Here is a 20,800-nt window from a genome sequence, read left to right on the forward strand (position 1 = left end):
GTGACCACAACCATTATTGTTAGAAATAAAATATCAAGAAAATAATTTTTTGAGATGTCCATCACTATATAATTATTAGGACTATATTATTAGGAATAATAAATGTTTTAATTTTAACTAAATTTAAACACATAATAAAAAAGCCATCAACACATGTATTGATGGCTTTTTACTTTAGGTGCAAAGGAAACATAATTCAATTAAATAAATGACTATCTAGTTTGACTCCATCATTCGACCATTGCTGATAACGTTTTACAGACATGCCTGACGAGTACATAGTGTGTTTACAATCCATGCACTCGACAAAATACAAGCCACTCATGCCAGCCATAACGTGCAGTCTACGGCTATCGCAACGCTTGCAGGACAAGCGTTTTACTTTGGTATTGACGTCAATACGACGAGCAAAGTTTAACGTTTCATGAGAACATAAAGCATCAACAGCACTATCTTTAAATGGATGTTCACTCAACAAGTAATTAATGGCGTAATCATACACCGGGGGGATTGAAGATTTTCCACTTTCAATATTACTTATTTTAGCGACGGAAACACCTAATAAAGAAGCGAACTCAGCCTTACTGTACTCTAAGATAAACCTTGAAGAGATAAATTTATCTGCACTAATGATTCTCAACATACACAAATCTCTAATATAAATAAAAACAGAGATAAACAATTATCTCTATTTATTATGAAACATGTAATGAAAAAGTTACTTTCTAGTGTAATTCTGCATATTAACTATGCTATTTTATTTTTACGTTATCTTGCGCCTAATTAATCATAAAATCAATAATCAACACCTAAATATAAAAGAACAATTTAAGATTTATAATACATTTTTTAATTTACATTATTAGATAAAGTAATGAGTACTATTCACCTATAAATCGGGGCATCAAGTATTGCTCTTCAATCATTATTACTATCAATTGAAAAGTCTTGATCTAAGCCCAATAGCGGAAGTAAATAAAGAGGGAAAAACCTCTTTTTTAAGGTAAACAGATCCCATCTTAGTTAAGTACTAAAAATATGTTGAAAAATCGCATAAATAGTATGCACATCAGTAAAATGACTGCTTAAGTAAGTTTACATTCTGTTGTCGTGACTGATAGAGATACTGGCAAAAGAGCAAAAGAAAAGCCTCAATCTTGAGGCTTCTGGATAAGATAGGTTATGGTTGAAGGAAGTTTTGAGTGAAATCGAGCGCCTCTTTAGAAAGTTTTTTTTCGTTGGGCGATGTGCTTGCCTGACCTTCTGCTGTTACCGTTGTCATGTTAGGCTGAAAATCTAGTGTTGATGCCTCCTCCCAAGCCTCGGAGGCTTCTTTACTCTCGTCATTCAACACCGCATTGAGCTCCTCTTCCGCAGGAAAATACGCTTCGCGTTTGTACACTTTGTTAAGGGCTCGAATAATAGAGTGCTTTCTCACCATTCCTGATGCCAGCTTTCTTTGCAACGGCTTCGCTATGGACTGCAATCCAACGACAACATCAACACCAATATTGGTTGCCACTTCATCACGCAACGTACGTGCAGGTTGGTAGCCCATATTGGCAGCAAGAAACAGCCAAACGTAAGCAATTGCATTACCCGTTTTACCTTTATCCTTCCACGCTTCGCCAGCATGATACATCGCTTTAGCACTGCCACCTTCCGCGGCCCGTTCCAGCCAGTAGCAACCTTTAACCATGCTTTTTTCTGTACCAATGCCATTTAGGTAACATAAGCCGACTTGGATCTTGCCATCTGCACTGTCTTTTTCCGCCGCTTTCATAAACCAGTAAAGCGCATCTGCACTGCGTCCTGCACTATTGTCTGGTGAAAGCTGCCATTCCCCCATATAAATCATGGCATCAATGCAGCCTTCTTCGGCGGCAGTTTCAATCAGTTGGTTACCTTTTGGGATATTTTTTTCAGTTCCTCGACCAAAGACCAAGGCCTTGCCCGTCGAAAATTTCGCTTCGGTATCCCCTTCCATTCCCGCAATTGCGGTACGCCAGAAGTTTGCCTGCTCTTTTAAAATCACATCTTCGCGCATGCGTTCACTTAAGCGAACAATGCCGTACATCCCCGTCACATTGTCCAGTTTAGCGGCTTTATCATACCAATACAGCGCTTGACGAATGTTGTCCTTTTCGGCTTCTTTCGCTAGAAATAAAATGGTGGGGATATGCCCAGTTTCGGCTTTGAACTCTCGCTCTTTACGCTCTTGCTCTCGCGCTTTATGCATCGCCTTTCGATAAGCGGCTTCGCGAGCTTTCCTCTCTGCCTCGAGTCTTTGTTTCCGCATCGACAACGAGATCATCCACACAAATATCAGGACGAGTGAAAGGCCAGTTGCCGCAATGGCAATGCCCATACTACTCATAAATAGCCTCTTTTGGTTTCAGGGCCCAATTCAACTCCCTTTCAGGGAAATCTTATGATTATGCGCCGACATAACGCCGACTACCTTCATTATATAACGACCACTTAGCGAAAATCTGAAGCTTGCTAAGACTTAATGGCGGTATTTTATTCAACATCACTGCAACTTATTTTTAAAAGAAAAATATGGCCCTCATTTTTATAGAACTTAATCACGGTTTTGGGGCTGAGATATTCTCATCCCCTATCATCCCCCCTTACTCCTCCCATAAAAATTCACATTTTAATGATGTGCAGAATCTCTCACTATGCGCCTGTTTTATTATTTAATTTGTGAACAAAATCGACTGTGACAGAAAATTTGCACCTGTAAAAAACTTAACAGCCTGCTCTCACATTTTGCTGATGATTCAGTGTATTAGCATCTAATTGAACATTTCCTTTTTTGGCATCTGCCTTTCTAGCGTGTGCAAAACCTTCTTGATGATTGAGTCAGCGAAGGCAGCGCGCAGCTCAATATCAATTCAATAACAATGGATTTGTAAACGTGGACAATAAGACATTTAAATTATCAACAATTGCCAAAACCGTACTGCCTTTGATTTCCGTCGCGGTAATCAGCGGTTGTGGTAGTGATAGCACGAACGAAGATACGACGACCCCTGGCTCAGGCTTGTACCCTGCGGGAGAGAACGAAGTCGTCATTTATTACAAACGTGACGTAGCATCAGCTTCAACAGCCAGTGACTACGAAGGTTGGGGCTTGCACCTATGGAACGGTGAGGGCTGTACCAGCACAGATTTAGACGCAATGGGCATTCCGGGAACAGGAACGGATTGGTCTGCGCCACACCCATTCGATGGCATCAACGACACCTACGGTGCTTACTACGTACTGAAAATAAATCCAGACGCCTCTGACCCACACGAATGCATGAACTTCATTCTGCACAAAGGTGATGAGAAAGCGTTCGGCAGCGCAAACTCAAAAGTAGAGTTGACGAAAATCGGCGAATCGAAAGGTTTGTTTGGCTTCCACGGCAGCAGTGAGCTTTACTACGAGCCAATCGAAGAACGCCCTGTTGATATTGATGGTCAAAAAGCGCATTGGTTAGACGCCAACACCATCGCGTGGGAAGCGGCGGCCAATGCGGATTCCATGAAGCTGTTCTACAGCCTTAGCAATGACATCAAAATGGATGAAGATAAGCAAATCTCTGGCGGTACAGCGGTTGAGCTGACAAAGGCTGGTGAGTTGTCTGATGGTCTGAAATCACGCTTCCGTCACCTTGCTAGCCTTCAAGCTGCGGGTATCGATGTCGATGACGCGACCTTGCGTACGATCCTGAAGTCACAAATCGTTATGGTGGCTTACAACGCAAATGGTGACGTCATTTCTGCAACTGAAGTGCAAAAACCGGGCGTTTTGGATGCGGTGTTTGCCGATTCCAAGGCAGGTAACGCGATCGGTCAAGAACTCGGTGCGATTGTGGAAGGCGGTGCCGCAACCTTCAAACTATGGGCACCAACTGCCCAAGATGTTGATCTGATAATCTACGATGAAAACTTAGCAGAAGAAGCGACCGTTGCCATGACGGAAGACCCAGCAACAGGTATCTGGGTTTCTGAGGCACAAAGCAACGTTGTCAACAAATACTATCGCTACCAAGTTAAGGTATACCACCCAACAACTGGCGTCGTTGAAACGCGTTTGGTAACAGACCCATATTCAATGAGCTTGTCTAAGAACTCACGATACTCGCAAGTGGTTGATTTAGATGATCCAAGCTTAATGCCTCAAGATTGGAAAAACTACGCACGCCCAACGGTTAAAAAAGACGAAGACCACGTCCTTTACGAGTCACACATTCGTGATTTCAGCTTTAACGACAGCAAAGGCACACCAAGTCTTGATGGCAAATATCTGGCGCTTACAGAACCTGAGCGTGAGTCTGTATCTCACTTACAAGCTTTAAAAGATGCTGGCCTAACAACGCTACATATCTTGCCAGCATTTGATATTGCAACCGTGGATGAAGACGCTGACAAGCGAGTCGATATCACCGACACCGTGGGTAAACTTTGTGGCATCAAGCCAGAATCCTCCATTTGTGAGACCGAAGATGACGGCAAAGTGATTGAAGAGGTATTAAATAGCTACGACCCAACAACGGGCAAAGCACAAGCGTTGATGAACGATCTTCGCATGCTAGACAGCTTCAACTGGGGTTACGACCCTTACCACTACACCGTGCCAGAAGGCAGTTATGCGACCGATCCTAACGGGTCTAAGCGTATTCTAGAGTTCCGCGAAATGGTTCAAGCGACGCATAAAATGGATCTGAAACTGGTCATGGACGTCGTGTACAACCACACAAATGCATCTGGTGTGAACGAAAAATCAGTACTGGATAAGATTGTCCCTGGGTACTACCACCGCCTAAACGTCAACACTGGCGGAGTCGAAAACTCAACCTGTTGTGATAACACCGCAACCGAGAACTTGATGATGGGTAAACTAATGGTTGACTCATTGATGGTATGGGCGGATGACTATAAAGTCGATGGTTTCCGTTTTGACCTTATGGGCCACCAGCCGAAAGATGTGATGGTTTACGCACTTGAAAAAGTCCGTGAAATTGACCCGAATACCTTGTTCTACGGCGAAGGTTGGGACTTTGGTGAAGTCGCGCAAAACGCTCGCTTCGATCAGGCGACACAAGTCAACATGGCGGGGACAGAAATCGGTACTTTCTCTGATCGTCTGCGTGACGCAGTTCGTGGCGGAAGCCCGTTTGATGGCGGTGTAGATTCTGAAGGTAAGCACCCACTTCGCTTTAACCAAGGCTTTGGTAACGCCGCTTATCCTAACGAAGAAACCAAAACTGACGCAGAATCGGTGAATGGTCGTTTACACAACCAAGATCTGGTTCGTCTAGGTATGGCTGGTAACTTGGCTGACTACATCCTTCTTGATTACAAAGGCGAAACCAAACTGGGTAAGAACGTTGATTACAATGGTGCGCCTGCAGGCTACACAAAAGTGCCATCAGAGAACATCTCTTACGTGTCTAAGCACGACAACCAAACATTGTGGGATAACAACGCCTACAAGATTGCGACTGGCACTTCATCTGCCGAGCGTGCACGTATGCAGGCTGTGTCCCTATCAACGGTGATGCTTGGTCAAGGCATTCCATTTATCCACATGGGTTCTGAGCTATTGCGCTCTAAATCCATGCAGCGCGACTCGTACGATTCTGGTGACTGGTTCAACCGTGTATTCTTCGACGGAAGCGACAATAACTGGAACGTTGGTCTACCACGTGAAGACAAAGACGGTGCAAACTGGGAGCTGATCAAAACCATCGTTGGTGACAGCACGGCGAAACCAGATTCAACCGACATCGAGCTGACTAAGCAACAATTCCTAGAGCTACTAAAAATCCGTAGCACAAGCGAACTGTTCCGCCTAGATACCGCGCAAGAAGTGATGAACCGTGTGGACTTCCGCAACGTAGGGAAAGACCAAGTGGAAGGCTTGATTGTGATGTCTATCGACGATGGTACATCAGCAGGTGCCGATTTAGATTCGAACTACGATGCTGTTGTGGCCGTTGTGAACTCAACATCAACTGAGAAATCTTTCAAAGTTGCTGGCGCAACTGGGTTCGAGTTACATGAAGTTCAACAAAACTCTGCGGATGACATCGTGAAAGGTGCAAGCTTCACCAATGAAACCTTCACAGTACCAGCACTGACAACAGCGGTATTCGTGCAGCCACAAAACGGCGCGCAAGGTGCTGGCCTACCAGTAAACACGGATAACAAAGACGTATCGAGTATTCCTCCTTACGGCGAAACGGTTGTTTACGTGAAAGGCACGATGAACGAGTGGTCTGATAGCAGTGATTGGGCGATGACCTTTATTGGCAACGGTATGTACTCTGTAACTGGCGTTCTTGAAGCAGGTGAGCACGAGTTCAAATTCGCGGACTCTGGTTGGGCAAATCCAAACATCGGTTGTGATGCTGCGAATATAGCTTCTGGTTCACTAGACTTAGGTTCAGAAGGTAACTGTAAGCTGTCTGTTGCTGAAACAGGTAAGTACAACTTCACTCTGAACGCGCTGCATGTTCAAGATGAAAGCGTAGAAAAACCGGTCGTGTCAGTGACCAAGTCAGCAGATGCACCAACATTCGGTGAAACAGCACTTTACCTACGTGGCACTATCACCACATGGGACACTCCAGCGCAAGACTCCACTGCGAAGTTCAGCTATGTTGCAAATGACGTTTACTCGCTAGACATTGACCTAGCGGCGGGCAACTACGAGATGAAAGTTGCGAGCGCAGACTGGGCAGCAGACACCAACTTCGGTGGCGAAGGCAGTGTTGAGCTTGGTAAAGCGCTAACGATGGAAGTCGGTGGTGGTAGTGCAAACCTGAAAATTGCGATTGCAGAAGCAGGAAATTACAACTTCCACTTCAACGCGGCTGACAAGTCGGCGCCAATCGTGACGGTAACGAAAAACTAGTTTCATTTAAAAACATCCGTAATGAAAAAGGGGAAGCATCACGCTTCCCCTTTGTTTTGTTGGCGTCACTAAATGGTGGATACCAAAATCAAAAAGGTGTTAGTTTCCCCAAATCTGTTCAACAAACTCAGGATGATCAATGAATGGATTACGATTGCCCTGAAAATCAAACACTTGTTGATTGCGGTTTCGTTCTTTTTCACTAACGGGATCATTTTTGTGCCAACGTTTCAGCATGTTTAACATCCAAGGTTCAAAAACCGTCGAACTTGAACCATCAAGGACAGCATCCGCATTGCTTGAATTGCCTTCCCAGTTACCTACAATATTTTCATAGCGGGTTGCCATGTAGAAATAGGCACGAGCAAAATCGCCTTTAAACTCATCGATCGGCTCAAAAACCGTACCGGAGTAGCCCAGACTAGTGCTTGCTTGGCCAAGTTTAGAGCCATTACTAGACACGTAGGTCGCGGTGCCCACTTCACCAAATGGCCAATTACTGCGCTTCGCGTTTACATAACCATCAGTTGCAAACAAGTGATGACCGTCTGAGTTCATCGGCTCAACCTTACCGCCAAACCAGCTTTTCGGAAAAGAGTGCTCACGGTTGTAGCAATCCCCTTCCGTTTTGTATTGGCCACATTGGTCTGTGACTTTGGTAAAGCTTACTGTATCGCTACCAGATGGCTTTTCAGAATACATATCGAGAATAGAGCCATCATTTTCGTAATAACGATCAATATCGGCATCTTTTACCAAGGTCCAGACCGCAGAATAGCCTCGGCTGGAGTGATTATTGATAATGTTAAACAACGCTGTTTTTAGAGCGTATCCCGTCTTACCAGATGCCGCTTGATAGTAACCATCAACCACTGGTGGGGTCGTCGTTGTGTCACCTAAGTTAAAATTGGTGGTTTCACTTTTCGAGAATTCAGCGCCAGAAGCAAGAGTCTTATCTCCCACCTTCAACGCGTAAGACCCCGAACCATTGCCACAGCAAATGCCGTCGCCATAGCTGTCTTGAATCGTAAATTGGTAGTTACCATCGGCCAAACACATGGTCTTTTCAACAGAGGTTGACGACTCATACCCCTGACCAGAGAAAAGCACTTGCGCTTGGCTATTTTTCAACTCCCAGCTAGTTTCTGAGCCATAGTTGTCCGTCGTGAGTGTAAGAACCACCTCATGATCACTACAATTTTCTACAGGAGGTTGTGTACTTGTCTCGGTCGGTTGAAAATTATCGACGTAGACAACTTCTGAGCCATCAAAACTGGCTTCATCGTAAAAACGCAAACCGACGTTGATGGTCTTGTTCGAGCTCGCTGTGTAGTTGTGCGCGAGCTCTTGCCACTGGTTTATCTGTTGTGGGTTCGAGTAATTGTGATAACCATCAACCACCAGACGTGCTTTTACATTTCCTTCGGTATGATAAACCGAGACAGAAAACGGATAGGTTTTCCCTTGCTCCACATTAATGGTTTGCAAAAAGTCGGTGTTGCTTTGGGTACCTGTATTCACGACGACCTGGGCAGCCAGACCACCCGATTTGATTTGCTCGCTGCTTGGCGACACTGTAATGCCAGCGTCAATCTCCGACCACTGCGTAGGCGCACTGCCATTCCACTGTTCAAAGTCACCATTGAGAATTTGGCTATATGCAAGCGGAGAGCTAATAACAGCAAGAAGACAGAGGGGTTTCGTTATGGATTTCATTATACTTTTCCATTAGTTATGTAAATCCCAAACACGATAAACATATTAGTGGGGCATAAGTAATCCTTCAGTCACATTTTTACGTTGCACAAGTGTTAATTTACTTTTTAATGTGCAGCTTATCTCACAAATATCCATCTGCTGAAAACAAATGCCAATACAAAAAGCGAAGCAACTTGTTGGCTACATCGTCGTAAAACCATTAAGAGAAAAGTAAAACAGACAGAAAAAAGCCAAGTGTGCGCCTATGGGGGTCAGCAACAACACTTGGCTTGTTTATAAGAAAGCTTGTGGTCAGCTCAACTGGTGAGCATCAATTCTGGATAATTCCTTAAGGTTTTACCGCAAAGAATCGTCCTTGTAGTGGCGACATCAGAATCTGATATTGACCATTGCTCGGAGTAATTTTTTCATTCGTGAGCAAATCCACCAACTCACCAGTACCAACACTCTCCTGAGTAAGAGTAACGCTTCTAGCGCTCTCTAAGGTATTTAGCGCAAACAAGACTTTGTCCGAACCAGATTGTTTCAAGTCCACATAACTGCCGTTACTCGCAACTAAATTCGTGCGTGACCCCTGATAAAGTGCAGGATGCGCATCGCGCATTGTCATCAGCGATGTCACATAAGATTTGAGATCGGCTTGGTTTGCATCAAGCGTCGCCGTCACGCCTTCAATTTTCGCACTGCTGCGCGCAACGTGATCATCGCACAAACCTTGAATGGCGCAGGTGCTGTTGTCTTCTTTTGCGGCAAAACCATCCACTTGATCCCCGATTTCATCACCGTAGTACAACGTGATTGGCCCGGTGTACGCCGCTTGGAAAGCAAACGCGGCTTTATGGCGTAACCAATATTCTGCATCATTCACATCCGCCAAGTTTCCGCGCTGTAACAAGTCACCAAAGCGCACTAAATCATGGTTGCCGATCATCAAATTCGGCTGCGCATGTGTTGGATATTGGTTGTGTGTGCTGTAGCCGTTGTCTAACCAATCCGCACCGCGACCACCCACGCCGCTCTCATTCACGGCCAAAGTTTCAACGATGCGATATCGCATAGGGAAGTCAAACGCAGAGCACAATGCTGGATCGCTGTTCGATCCATACGCCTCATTCGCGATTTCAGACTCCCCTTTCCAAATCTCTGCCACCATATAGCCCAACGGATTCACTTGTTCGCCTTTGCTATTGGTGTACGTCACACTTTGTGAGGCTTCATCGACGGCTTTACGAAGTTGTGTCCAAGCGTCTGTCGGAACTTGATAGGCTTGATCTAAACGCCAGCCGTCAATCTTCAGTTCTTTGATCCAATAGGTTGCCACTTCTTTGTAGAAATCGAGACTGGCCGGGTAATCAACGGGATTGCTCGATCCCGATGGCAACAAACCGGAGGGAGATGGTTTGATCAAACCATCTTTGTGATGACCAAATACACCATCAAAAAACACGTATAAGCCGCGTTTGTGTGCTTCCTCGACCAAGGTTCTCGCCGTTTCTAAATCACCAAAACGTGGATCAATGGTGAAGTAATCCGTTGCAAAGTAGCCCGTGGCATCCAGACGATCGGCCCAGTGTTCTTGGCCCACTATCGCTTCCGATTCAAAAACTGGCGTCAACCAAATCGCGTTCATCCCTAAATCTTGGATGTAATCGAGTGAATCAATCACTCCTTGCAAATCGCCGTTATGATGGCTGGTGCCATAACCTGTACCGTGACCAATGCTCGCATCACCATCCACAAAACTCTCTACCATGATTTGATAAGTACGAAGTTGGTTACTTTGCGCCATGACATTGGCTTGGCAAGCATAACTGGTATCCGGTAGCGGAGTGCTGCTATTAGTGTCGCCACCACCAGAAGAATTACACGCAGATAAAGCACCAATCACACTTAACGCAAGCAACGATCGAGACAGGCGATGGTTACGTAGGATATTACGCATTTTATTCTCCCTAACTTACTCAAATAAACTACGGAAATTTGAGTAATAAAATTAACCCCGACATGTGTTTCATGCAGGGGTTAATAAATAAAAATAGATTTTAAATAACTGAATGGAATATTATTGGCACTTATTTACCATGACATGAACAGGTTTGCCTTTTCCTTCAAACTGAAGACTCCATACATATTTACCATCTTCTTTAATATCAACCGAAGTATCCGTACCGTAACCACCAAATGTTAATGGTGTTAATTCACCAACGTTCATTCTATTACCTTTTGCGGTAAATTGTGGGAACCACAACTCGGTCGCGTACTGCATTTTGTAGGAGCCTACTTTTTCTTGAACCACGGCTTGGTAGAAATTATTCCCTTTGTAGGTGTATTGACGCTGAGGCACGTGTTTCCAATCGGAATCCGCAAACGTACCCACCACAAATAGTGGTTTAGAAATAGGACCTTTCGCTGTGCTATCTGGGTTGTCACACGCTTTCATGAAAGCAACCACTTCGTCTTGAGACATATTAACAACAGGCTCTGCGGCCGCTTCTGGTTCTGCAGTCGATTGACAACCCACTAAGGCAGCAAGTAGAGCAGCAGCAAGAGAGGTCTTCATCATGTTCATTTCACGTAATTCCTTTTTAGTATATCCAAAGTAAAATAAACTCAACGGTTAAAAGAAGTATTAATCGTTATTAAAATGGAAATATCAAACGACAAATAAATATCGTCAGATTGTGAATTTAAATCACTTCGAGAAGTTTGTTTATTTCCTAAGTACAAAAAATAAATTAGGAACTGCCATTAATTATTGATCCAACCTATATAAAAAACAAAGTAATAAAAATAATTATGTGAATAAGGTAACTCTATGTAGGGGTATTTTTATTAGTTTATTTTCTATGAAAAAGGTCAGCATTTCGCTGACCTTTTTTTATCTGATTATTTTCTATTTACGGCTTTCACAAACACTTGTTGTGCACCTTCAATACCTAGCTCTTTTGCTTCATCAAGCAAAGTGAGCGCTTTCGGAATATCATTCGCTGCGACTGCCGCTTCAATTGAGCTGTAGTAGTAGCTAGTAAGGTCCGTACCTTGGGGAATGTTGTCGTTTTTCGCAACAATCTTAGTATTCACAATATCATTCGCGGATACCGAAAAGCGGAACTGACCGAGTGGGCTATGTTTCGCTAGAGGGTCTGCAATATCTGGCGGCTGAGTGTGACGCGCCATGGCGAAGGCTTTTGCAGGGTGTAAAACTTGTGTACTTCCTTTTAGATCGGCGGAAGTCGTGTAAACCAACACATGCAGATCGTTACCTGTCATGTCTGGAATCACATTGAGATCAAGTACGAATTTATCGTTGTCCAACAGTTTTGCTGGTTCGTACTTAAACTTTGAAAAATCTGCTTGGTAAATGGTTTCTCCTGCCGAGTTCATCACTGCGACATTAGGAGCATAAAATTGAAGTTCTTTACTTACGAATGTCTCTAATTTGATATCGAGACTGCCACGGTTACCTGGAAGAGCAAACGCTGCAATAGCGCCAGCACTGTTACCATCCAACAACATTTGGCTTTTATCAGTCAAAGCGAATTCAGTAACCACAGGCACGTTAAGCGGTACCCATTGAATATCACCCGATTGCGTGATCACTTGTTGCTGACCTTTTGGACTCATCTCTACTTGTTCTACAGACGCACAACCAGTAGCCAACATGCCCAGCAGTACGGGAGCAAGCCATTTTTTCATTACTGTCTACCTCGACTCTTTATTGTTTTTTAAATAAATACAGCCAGATAAGTTCTGGCTGTATCATTCTAGGACAATTTAGGACTTAGTGGTTAGATGATTACCACCAAGCTTCAGCTTGTACACCGAATTGGAACGTATCGTCTGAACGACCGTTGTCAAATGTGTTTGAGTTGTCTTCTTTGTCAGCCGTTAGGTAAGAAGCGTAAACACGGATTTCAGGACGAGCCCAGAAGCTAGAACCAGCAGACCATGCTTGAGCAACAGTTAGCTTACCGTATTTGTTTTCTTCGCCGTCGTTATCGTCGATAGCGTAACCAGCTTCGAAAATAGTTTTGTGGTTGTCATCCCATTTGTACATTGGACGAACAACAACAGACATTGTTTCCCACTTGTCTTGGCCAGCCCACATGTCTTCACCAACACCGTACACTAACTGGTGACCCATTTCCCAGCTGTCGCCCATGCCGATTACACCCCAGTTGATTAGGCGGTAACCAGATGCACCGTTGTCAGCTTCTGCGCCGTACCAGCTACCGTCGCCGTAGAATGCCATTGTTTTAGAGTAACCTTCAGTACCGTACTGAAGCACTGTTTTGTTGAAACCAGCGTCTAAACCTTGAGTCAATTCAGCTGTGAACATTACGCCGTTTTTCGCATCTTTAGTGCCGTTTGGCGCAGCGTCAGTTTCGTTAAGAATTGCGTAGTTCAAGCCCATTTCTAGAGAACCGTTGTCCCATAGAGGAAGACCTGCGTAACGTACGTCTAGAGTGTTTACGTTTGTTGCGCCACCATCGTTGCCTGGGTCTGCGATATCGCCGCGGTCGTTACGAACCCAAGCGAAAGAAACTTTACCAGGACCAGCTTCGATACCTTCAACACCCGCGCCCGCGCCAGAGATGTTCCAGTAGTAGAAGTCAGAGATATGAATGTCGTGACGTTGGTAGTAGCGTTTACCTGCCCAAAGCGTTGCTTCAGGAGCAAAGTTTAGTAGGCCTTTAGCTTGAACGTTGAACTGACGTAGTGCGAATTGTGCATCGTCTACACATTTCACTTCGCCGTTATCCAAACCACAGTTAGCAGAAGTGCTTTCCCAGTCGTTTGAACCGTTAGAAGTCATTGCAACCATAGAGTCTACGTAGAACGTTTTGCCGTTGTTGTTGTAAACTTCTTTACCTAGTTGAATCTCGCCGTAGATATCGCTTTCATTACCTAGACGACCGATCTTGTTCTTTTCGAATGTTAATTGTTGACCACCGTCAGCGTTCACGCCAACGCCAGCACGCATGTAACCGTGGAAATCCACTGCGAATGCAGAACCAGCAGCTAAAGTTGCAGCTACAGCAGCAGCAATTGCACTTACTTTTTTCATTCTTAACTCCATTAAGGGTATTTATAATTCTGTCTTCCCTGCTCACTCTTTTAGGTGAATATAGGCAGTAAAAACACACCTAAAGAAAGAGAGGTAAGATGGGAACGAATCCCCGTTTGTTTCAACAGTTGTGAGATTACCCGAGGCGTACAAGGATGACTTCCTCCGCCCCAAACTAATTTAAGGGGGATGAGAAGGGAGTAGAAAATTTACCGAATGGTGTTTTTTCGAGTCAGATCACCAATCTAGGGAGGAATTAGTAAGTTTGTTCGGTTTTGAGCCGCTACAAAGTGATAGCCATTTCATATTTTTGACTCTAAGCCGTCACATAAAGTAATTAAATTACACGAATATTTTTATATTTAGGGTGGTTGACCTTAGTAAGACAAAGTTTTTAACTTATAGTTTCCTAAAGGTAGCAATAAATATTAAATAAAGTATCTCCGATGACACGACTTCTCTCTCGCCCCTACCCCCTGGGCGCAACATTGAATAAAGAAGGCTGTAACTTCTCTATTCATGCTCCGGGCGTAAAAGACATTCAACTGGCATTGTTTGCAGACGATGGCAGCTACGAGCTTCACGGTTTACCGAATGAATACGCTGGCATACGTCATACTTTTATTCCAGATATTAAGCCAGGGCAAAAATACGGTTATCTTGTCTCCCACAAGGACGAGCCACTGTTAATTTCTGATCCGTACGCAAAATCAATAGATAAAGCCCTCCACTATCATCCTCCCTACTCTCCAGCCAAAAGTTTCGATATGCCGAAGTGCGTCGTTATCGAAGATGATTTTGACTGGCAAAACACCGATCACCCGCGTATACCCAGAGAAGAGATGGTGTTGTTTGAGACGCACGTCAAAGGGCTTACCCAACGCCATCCTGAGGTTGAGGACAAGCTGAAGGGGCGCTATTTAGGTCTTGCATCACCTGAAATGCTGGCCTTTTACAAACAGCAAAACATCAACACGCTGCAATTGCTACCTGTCGCAGCATGCATGCATGAGCCTCACCTACTAGAGATGGAAAAGGTCAATTATTGGGGATACAACCCTTATCTCTTTATGGTGCCCGATCCGCGCTACGCAGAACAAGACGCCGTTACGGAATTAAAAACAACAATTCGCGAATTGCATAAAAACGGCATCGAAGTGATTCTCGACGTGGTTTACAACCACACTGCTGAAGGTGGTGAAGGGCCTACAATTTTCAACCTGAAAGCCCTCGACTCCTGTTTTTACATCAAACATGGCAACCACTTCGCCAATTACACTGGCTGCGGAAATACAGTGGATCTCACCTACCAACCAGCCTTAAACCTTGTGATGGATACATTGCGCTACTGGGTTAGCGAATTTAAAGTCGATGGCTTCCGTTTTGACTTGGCTGCAACGTTAGGTCGACAGGGCGATGATTACAACCCAGAAGCAGCTTTCTTTAAAGCCGTTGCGCAAGACCCAATTTTGCGTGAAACCAAATTGATTGCCGAGCCTTGGGATATTGGTCCAAATGGCTACCAAGTGGGTAACTTTCCATTTGGTTGGAACGAATGTAATGACAAACTGCGTGATATTTCTCGCAGTTTTTGGCGCGGTGATCAAGGCTATTTAAAAGAGTTTGCCACTCGATTAATGGGCTCTCGTGACATTTATAGTGCAGCGAACTGGCCATACAAACTCACCGTAAATTACATCACGTATCACGATGGCTTCACACTGCAAGATTTAGTGTCTTACAAGCACAAACATAACGAAGCCAATGGCGAAGAAAATCGCGACGGTCACGGCGACAATCGTTCAGAAAACTACGGTGTTGAAGGCGAGACCGAAAATCTGATGATCATCGCCACGCGTGAGAAGCAAAAACGCAACCTTATTGCTAGCTTGCTGTTTGCCTTCGGTATCCCACACATTCTCACTGCTGATGTTCTGTCTCACACCCAAGGCGGTAACAATAATGCCTATTGCCAAGACAACGAAACCAGTTGGCTGAACTGGGAAGAGACAGAACGTAAGCAACATTTCAAAGCATGGATGTCACAAATGGTCGCCAACCGAAATCAATACATGGTGCCATTTATCCGAGCTTTCAGTGGCGAAAACCGCAATAACAACCGCATTTTCTGGCGCCGAACAGACGGTCGCTTAATGGAGCACGATGATTGGAACCGTTTAAGCTCTGTCGCACTTCACCTTGGTATCGGTAAAGAAGGACAAGAGTTGGTCTACCTCATCAACCAAACTAACGCCACAGCGCGCTTTAAGCTCCCCAATGAGCGAAAGCAAGAATGGGTGACGATCTGTGATACAAACGTACGTAACCTCAACCCAGGACATGCTGAAGGCGAAGTCTTGCTGTCACCCACCTCGATGGTGATTTTGCACTATCAACCAAACCAAAGCACACCAAAAGGTGAGCAAACGCATAGCTAAGTTATAAACGCTCCAAAAAAGGAAAGCCGATGCATCTCAGTGCTTCGGCTTTTTTGTTGGTTAGATTTGCCTAACTCATTATTCGCAAGGCGGCGCTAGGTGAATCAAAGCTAACCCACCCAGTGACGTCTCACGGTATTTCTTGTTCATGTCTTTGCCCGTTTGGTACATGGTTTCAATTACCTTATCCAACGAGATCAAACATTTACTGTTACGCTTTAATGCCATGCGAGATGCATTGATCGCTTTCATTGCGCCCATTGCATTACGCTCAATACACGGTACTTGCACTAAGCCACCTATTGGGTCACAGGTCATGCCTAGTGAGTGCTCCATGGCAATCTCAGCCGCAATACAAATTTGCTCATTGCTGCCACCACGTAGCGCGGTCAAGCCAGCTGCCGCCATAGAGGAAGATACACCGACTTCGCCCTGACAACCCACTTCGGCACCCGAGATAGACGCATTGGTTTTGTACAAGATGCCAATCGCACCGGATACAGCAAGGAAGTCTTTAAGCTGTTTAGTATCGAGCTCTTTGATGAAGCGATGGTAGTACATCAATACCGCCGGAATCACACCCGCCGCACCATTAGTTGGCGACGTTACGACTTGTCCACCAGCCGCGTTTTCTTCACTCACAGCAAAAGCAAACAGGTTAATCCAATCCATGATTTCCATCGGATCGTTTTCGATTGCTGCATTTGCTTCAAGCTTCTTCAGCAAGTTTGGCGCACGGCGGGTCACGTTCAAGCCGCCATCCAAGATACCTTCTGTCTCGAAACCGCGCTCCATGCAACGCGTCATCACACGCCAGATCTGCTCTGCGCGTTGATTGATGGCTTCCATATCCTGAAACGCTTGTTCGTTTTTCAGAATCATGCCGCCAAGGCTCATGCCATTCTTCTCTGCCTGTGCCAACATTTCGTCCGCACTGGAGAATGGGAACTCAACTTCTACGGGCGCAGTCGCGCTGCCATTTTGCAGTTCATCCGCCGTTGCGATGAAACCGCCACCGATAGAGTAGTAAGTTTCAAACCCAACCTGATTGCCGTGCGCATCTAACGCAGTAATCGTCATTCCATTCTCATGCAGAGGAAGGTTCTCTTCATGGAACAACATGTCCGTTTTGTAGTTGAATTCGATTTCATGACGGCCATCGACAGACATCATGCCCTCTTCAATCGCCTTGCGCATCGCTTTGTTCGCAGAAGCGATTTTGATGGTATCTGGTTTGTTACCCAACAGACCCAAAATGGTTGCACGGTCAGTATGGTGACCAATCCCCGTTAACGAGAGTGAGCCGTATAAATCGACTTGAATACGAACCACTTTTGCCAAGTTCGATTCAATCAAACGAGTGAAGTGGTAACCCGCGATCATTGGACCATTGGTGTGAGAGCTAGAAGGACCCACACCAATCTTGTAAATATCAAAGATGGACAGCATAAACTTACCTATTACGACAATGCAGCATAAAGCCAATCAGGGAGAACCATACAAGCAGCGATGGTCGCCACAGCGAACACCAACAGCCCATAATGGCTTGCGGTTGGCTTTGCAAAAAGATGTTTTTGATTATTGATAAAGATTTGTTGCTCGGCAGTCACAGCGCCCCAACGACGGCTCACTAACACACCAAACAAAAGGAAGACGAACGTACCAATTGGCGCGAACCACGGCCAAGCCACGTCGAGATACATCGCAGTAAACACCGCAATCACACTCATGATACTGCCAACGATCACGCCTTTCTCATTGGCTTTCACCCAGAATAAACCAAGCACGAATGAACCCAAACGGATACCAACAAAGATAGAAGTCAGACTAGCGATGGTTTTGAGTACCGATTCATTCGATACCGCCAGAAGAGCTGGCACTACCACCATAGCCGCAGCGAGCAAACTCATCTTTCTTGCGACTTTTTCGTAGTGCTCATCATCGGCACTCTTGCGAACGAAACGCTTGTAGATATCGAACGTTGCGACGGTCGCCATTGAGTTGTAGGTAGAATCCAAGGTCGACATTGCGGCCGCCGCCAATGCGGAAATGATCAAACCAACGACGATTGGGTTAGTGTGGTTGAAGACGAAATCCAAAATCACTTCGTTGCTGTTTTCAAACGATTGATCTTGATAGAAAACACTCAAAAGAACACCGAGTACCGCGAAGAATAAGTACACAAAAAATGCACCGTAACCACACAACAGCATCGACTTCTGCGCCGTCTTTTCACATCTCGTCGCTAACGTGCGTTGGATGATCAATTGGTTGGTGCCGTACACACTCAAATGCAAAAAACTCACGGCAACCACGCCAGCCCAGAGTGTGGTATCTACGCCTAAATCAAAGTCTAAGTTGATGATATTCAGGTGATTACGAGAAAGGTAATCTGCCGCATTAATCTCTGTCATTAGAATGGCAAAGATAGCGATGCTGCCTGCTACCAATACTGCAGATTGCAACATATCGGTCCAGATAACCGTGGAAATTCCGCCCGCATAGGTATAGCAAGCGGTGAAAATACTAATGTAGATAATGGCTTCAGAAATACTGATAGGCAGAACTTGCACTAAGATCAGCGCCACGGCATACAAAATCACACCCGCAGAGATACATTGAACCACAATGAACACAATCGAGTTGATGGTTCTTGCATACACCCCAAAGCGGTGCTCAAGGTATTCATAAATCGAAGTCAAGCCCAGCTTATAGAAGACAGGCACAAAGAAAATGACGGTGAAAAAGATAACGATGGGATAGTTAAGGTGAATACTCATCGCTTCCATGCCAGAGCTATAAACCCAACCAGGCATCCCTACAAACGTCATCGCACTAATGTAAGTCGCAAGTATCGAAACACCCGCCGTAAACCAGCCAAATTGCTTTCCACCCGTAGAAAAGTCGCCACCATTGCTGTAGCGCTTATTCACTAAATAGCTGATTAATATGGTGATTAACACGTATAACGCAATCACCACAAAACTTGAGTACGTAACCATTTCAGGGTTTCCATAATTCTGGGTGCTAATTATTTGTGCTTGGATATTACTTTAAAAAAGCATATCTAAACGATAATCCCGCCATAACTGTGACTATAATCACCAATATAGACGGTTATATATTCAAAAATGCCAAAAAGACCGATTTAATGAGACTCCCATCACTAAAAACCACTAATTGGGTACGCATTCATTTTAAAATTGATATTGATCACGGATCTAATGACCTTAAAAAAACTATGATTCACCACGACACGAAATCGAAGATGATCCCAATAAGATCGTGTTCTTTAAGTTTGAATAGCAACAAATCCTAAGTGAAATAGAGGTTTATCGGTCATGAATGCCAAAAGACACATGAGCGAAGTTCCTATGATTCAAAGGGTAGCTGCCTATCTAGCGATACTGGTTGGTTACTTTTTCTATTGTTATAACTTTGTAATTATTGACTACGTACGCCCATACATCGTTGAAGCGTATGATGGTATTAGCCTGTCAGACACTGCCCAGTTCTATACATGGCAGTCGGTTGGTGCACTTATCGGTGCATTGAGCTGTGCTTGGTTCGCAACAAAATTTGGTAAGAAATCCACTCTTATTACCATCACAGCCCTAAACGGTGGCGCAACGATCATCAATATGATGTTCACCGACTACACAACATGGGCAGCAATGCGTTTCATCATTGGTTTGTCACTGGGTGGTTACTTCACCGTGGCAGTAAGCCTAATGATCGGCCTATTTACGCCAACGGTACGTGGTAAGTTGACGGCATTCGCGTCTTCTATGTTCTCTGTAGCACTGATGGTAATGGGTGCGTATGCAGCATTTATTGCAAGCATCGATGCACCATGGGAAAGCCTAATGCTTGTCGGTGGTATCCCACCATTGGCAGCCGCTGTTGTCATGATCTTTGTACTACCTAGCGACAGCAAAGTAATCGCTTACGGTGAAGAAGAGCAAGCAAAAGCAGAAGAATCAGATGCACCAGCGAAAAAAGGCTCTTGGGGCGAAATGCTAAGCAAGCCTTACCGTAAGATCACACTAACGTGTCTATTACTGGCTGGCCTTAACTTCTACGGTTTCCAATTCTTTGGTGGCTTCGTAACCACTTACCTACGTGATGTACGTATGTTCGACGGTGCAACCATCGGTCTCATCTTCTCTATCTCAGCATTTGGTTCACTGTTTGGTGCGTGGTTCTGGGGTTGGGTAGCTGACAAATTCGGTCGTAAGGTGAACGCATTTGGCTTCATCCTAGCGGGCATCATGGTTTCAATCTTCTTTGTTGCACCTGGCGACATGGTGATTGGCGGCCTAAACATGCTGGCTCTACTTGGTCTGATTTACAACTTCGGTCTGTCTTCTTCAGCGGTATGGGGTGGTTACTTCTCAGAACTGTTCCCAGCACACCTACGTAGCTACGGCGCAGCGCTATTCCACGGCGGTCGTATCCTCGGTATGTGGGCACCAATGGTACTTATCTTCATCCAAGAGCGTACCGACCTACAAACCGCAATGTGGGGTTCACCAATCGTATGGATCCTTGCTGGTCTTCTATGGCTATCACTGCCAGAGACACTAAAAGGCGGCGTGTTCAATAAGAGCAAAAAAGCCGAAGCAGCAAAAGCGTAACTGAATTTCAAAAACTCCGGCTGGC

12 protein-coding genes are annotated in these 20,800 nt (G+C 44.9%); 3 read left to right on the top strand and 9 right to left on the bottom strand.

The annotated features are described in order from the left end of the window. Positions 1-196: 196 nt before the first annotated feature. Positions 197-643 (bottom strand): helix-turn-helix transcriptional regulator, encoded by a 447-nt coding sequence (locus R7R24_RS04920; RefSeq protein WP_005374797.1) that lies wholly within the window; start codon positions 641-643, stop codon positions 197-199. A 537-nt stretch (positions 644-1,180) separates the two neighbouring features. Beyond that, entirely contained in the window at positions 1,181-2,377 is a 1,197-nt protein-coding gene (locus tag R7R24_RS04925; protein WP_054578624.1) for a tetratricopeptide repeat protein, read from the bottom strand. A gap of 546 nt (positions 2,378-2,923) precedes the next feature. Here R7R24_RS04925 and pulA point away from each other — a divergent pair. Beyond that, a complete protein-coding gene (pulA, locus tag R7R24_RS04930; protein WP_318119456.1) occupies positions 2,924-6,913 on the top strand; it encodes a pullulanase-type alpha-1,6-glucosidase in 3,990 nt (1,329 codons plus the stop codon). Between the two features lie 99 nt (positions 6,914-7,012). Here the strand turns inward: pulA and R7R24_RS04935 are convergent, their stop codons facing one another. The 5 genes from R7R24_RS04935 to R7R24_RS04955 all read right to left on the bottom strand — a co-directional run bounded on the left by R7R24_RS04935 (position 7,013) and on the right by R7R24_RS04955 (position 13,700). Further along, positions 7,013-8,629, bottom strand: coding sequence for an endonuclease (locus R7R24_RS04935; RefSeq protein ID WP_054578622.1), 1,617 nt, complete (start codon positions 8,627-8,629; stop codon positions 7,013-7,015). Between the two features lie 331 nt (positions 8,630-8,960). Continuing rightward, a complete protein-coding gene (locus R7R24_RS04940) occupies positions 8,961-10,574 on the bottom strand; it encodes an alpha-amylase family glycosyl hydrolase (protein ID WP_054578621.1) in 1,614 nt (537 codons plus the stop codon). Between the two features lie 120 nt (positions 10,575-10,694). Further along, a complete protein-coding gene (locus R7R24_RS04945; protein WP_054578620.1) occupies positions 10,695-11,201 on the bottom strand; it encodes a hypothetical protein in 507 nt (168 codons plus the stop codon). A gap of 317 nt (positions 11,202-11,518) precedes the next feature. After that, positions 11,519-12,328: a MalM family protein gene (locus tag R7R24_RS04950; RefSeq protein ID WP_005374786.1), complete on the bottom strand. Its 810-nt coding sequence runs from the start codon at positions 12,326-12,328 to the stop codon at positions 11,519-11,521. A 100-nt stretch (positions 12,329-12,428) separates the two neighbouring features. After that, positions 12,429-13,700 carry a maltoporin gene (locus R7R24_RS04955; RefSeq protein ID WP_005374784.1) on the bottom strand — a complete coding sequence of 424 codons (1,272 nt, stop codon included), beginning with the start codon at positions 13,698-13,700 and terminating at the stop codon, positions 12,429-12,431. Between the two features lie 446 nt (positions 13,701-14,146). Here R7R24_RS04955 and glgX point away from each other — a divergent pair, with 446 nt between their 5' ends. Continuing rightward, positions 14,147-16,138, top strand: coding sequence for a glycogen debranching protein GlgX (glgX, locus tag R7R24_RS04960; RefSeq protein ID WP_033906651.1), 1,992 nt, complete (start codon positions 14,147-14,149; stop codon positions 16,136-16,138). 78 nt (positions 16,139-16,216) lie between these two features. On the opposite strand, the gene R7R24_RS04965 is transcribed toward glgX, so the two are convergent. Further along, on the bottom strand, positions 16,217-17,587 hold the full coding sequence (locus R7R24_RS04965; RefSeq protein ID WP_005383410.1) for an L-serine ammonia-lyase: 1,371 nt from the start codon (positions 17,585-17,587) through the stop codon (positions 16,217-16,219). An 11-nt stretch (positions 17,588-17,598) separates the two neighbouring features. Further along, positions 17,599-19,140, bottom strand: coding sequence for a sodium:solute symporter (locus tag R7R24_RS04970; RefSeq protein WP_054578619.1), 1,542 nt, complete (start codon positions 19,138-19,140; stop codon positions 17,599-17,601). 339 nt (positions 19,141-19,479) lie between these two features. On the opposite strand from R7R24_RS04970, the gene R7R24_RS04975 reads away from it, so the two are divergent. After that, a complete protein-coding gene (locus R7R24_RS04975) occupies positions 19,480-20,775 on the top strand; it encodes an MFS transporter (RefSeq protein ID WP_033906648.1) in 1,296 nt (431 codons plus the stop codon). Positions 20,776-20,800 lie beyond the last annotated feature (25 nt).

This window comes from Vibrio sp. 704 (assembly GCF_033339295.1).

What these genes read in the sequence shown, in the direction of transcription:
- R7R24_RS04940 (WP_054578621.1), bottom strand. Translation starts at nt 10,574, where the DNA reads ATGCGTAATATCCTACGTAACCATCGCCTGTCTCGATCGTTGCTTGCG.
- R7R24_RS04975 (WP_033906648.1), top strand. Translation starts at nt 19,480, where the DNA reads ATGAATGCCAAAAGACACATGAGCGAAGTTCCTATGATTCAAAGGGTA.
- R7R24_RS04970 (WP_054578619.1), bottom strand. Translation starts at nt 19,140, where the DNA reads ATGGTTACGTACTCAAGTTTTGTGGTGATTGCGTTATACGTGTTAATC.
- R7R24_RS04950 (WP_005374786.1), bottom strand. Translation starts at nt 12,328, where the DNA reads ATGAAAAAATGGCTTGCTCCCGTACTGCTGGGCATGTTGGCTACTGGT.
- glgX (WP_033906651.1), top strand. Translation starts at nt 14,147, where the DNA reads ATGACACGACTTCTCTCTCGCCCCTACCCCCTGGGCGCAACATTGAAT.
- R7R24_RS04945 (WP_054578620.1), bottom strand. Translation starts at nt 11,201, where the DNA reads ATGAACATGATGAAGACCTCTCTTGCTGCTGCTCTACTTGCTGCCTTA.
- R7R24_RS04925 (WP_054578624.1), bottom strand. Translation starts at nt 2,377, where the DNA reads ATGAGTAGTATGGGCATTGCCATTGCGGCAACTGGCCTTTCACTCGTC.
- R7R24_RS04935 (WP_054578622.1), bottom strand. Translation starts at nt 8,629, where the DNA reads ATGAAATCCATAACGAAACCCCTCTGTCTTCTTGCTGTTATTAGCTCT.
- R7R24_RS04920 (WP_005374797.1), bottom strand. Translation starts at nt 643, where the DNA reads ATGTTGAGAATCATTAGTGCAGATAAATTTATCTCTTCAAGGTTTATC.
- R7R24_RS04965 (WP_005383410.1), bottom strand. Translation starts at nt 17,587, where the DNA reads ATGCTGTCCATCTTTGATATTTACAAGATTGGTGTGGGTCCTTCTAGC.
- R7R24_RS04955 (WP_005374784.1), bottom strand. Translation starts at nt 13,700, where the DNA reads ATGAAAAAAGTAAGTGCAATTGCTGCTGCTGTAGCTGCAACTTTAGCT.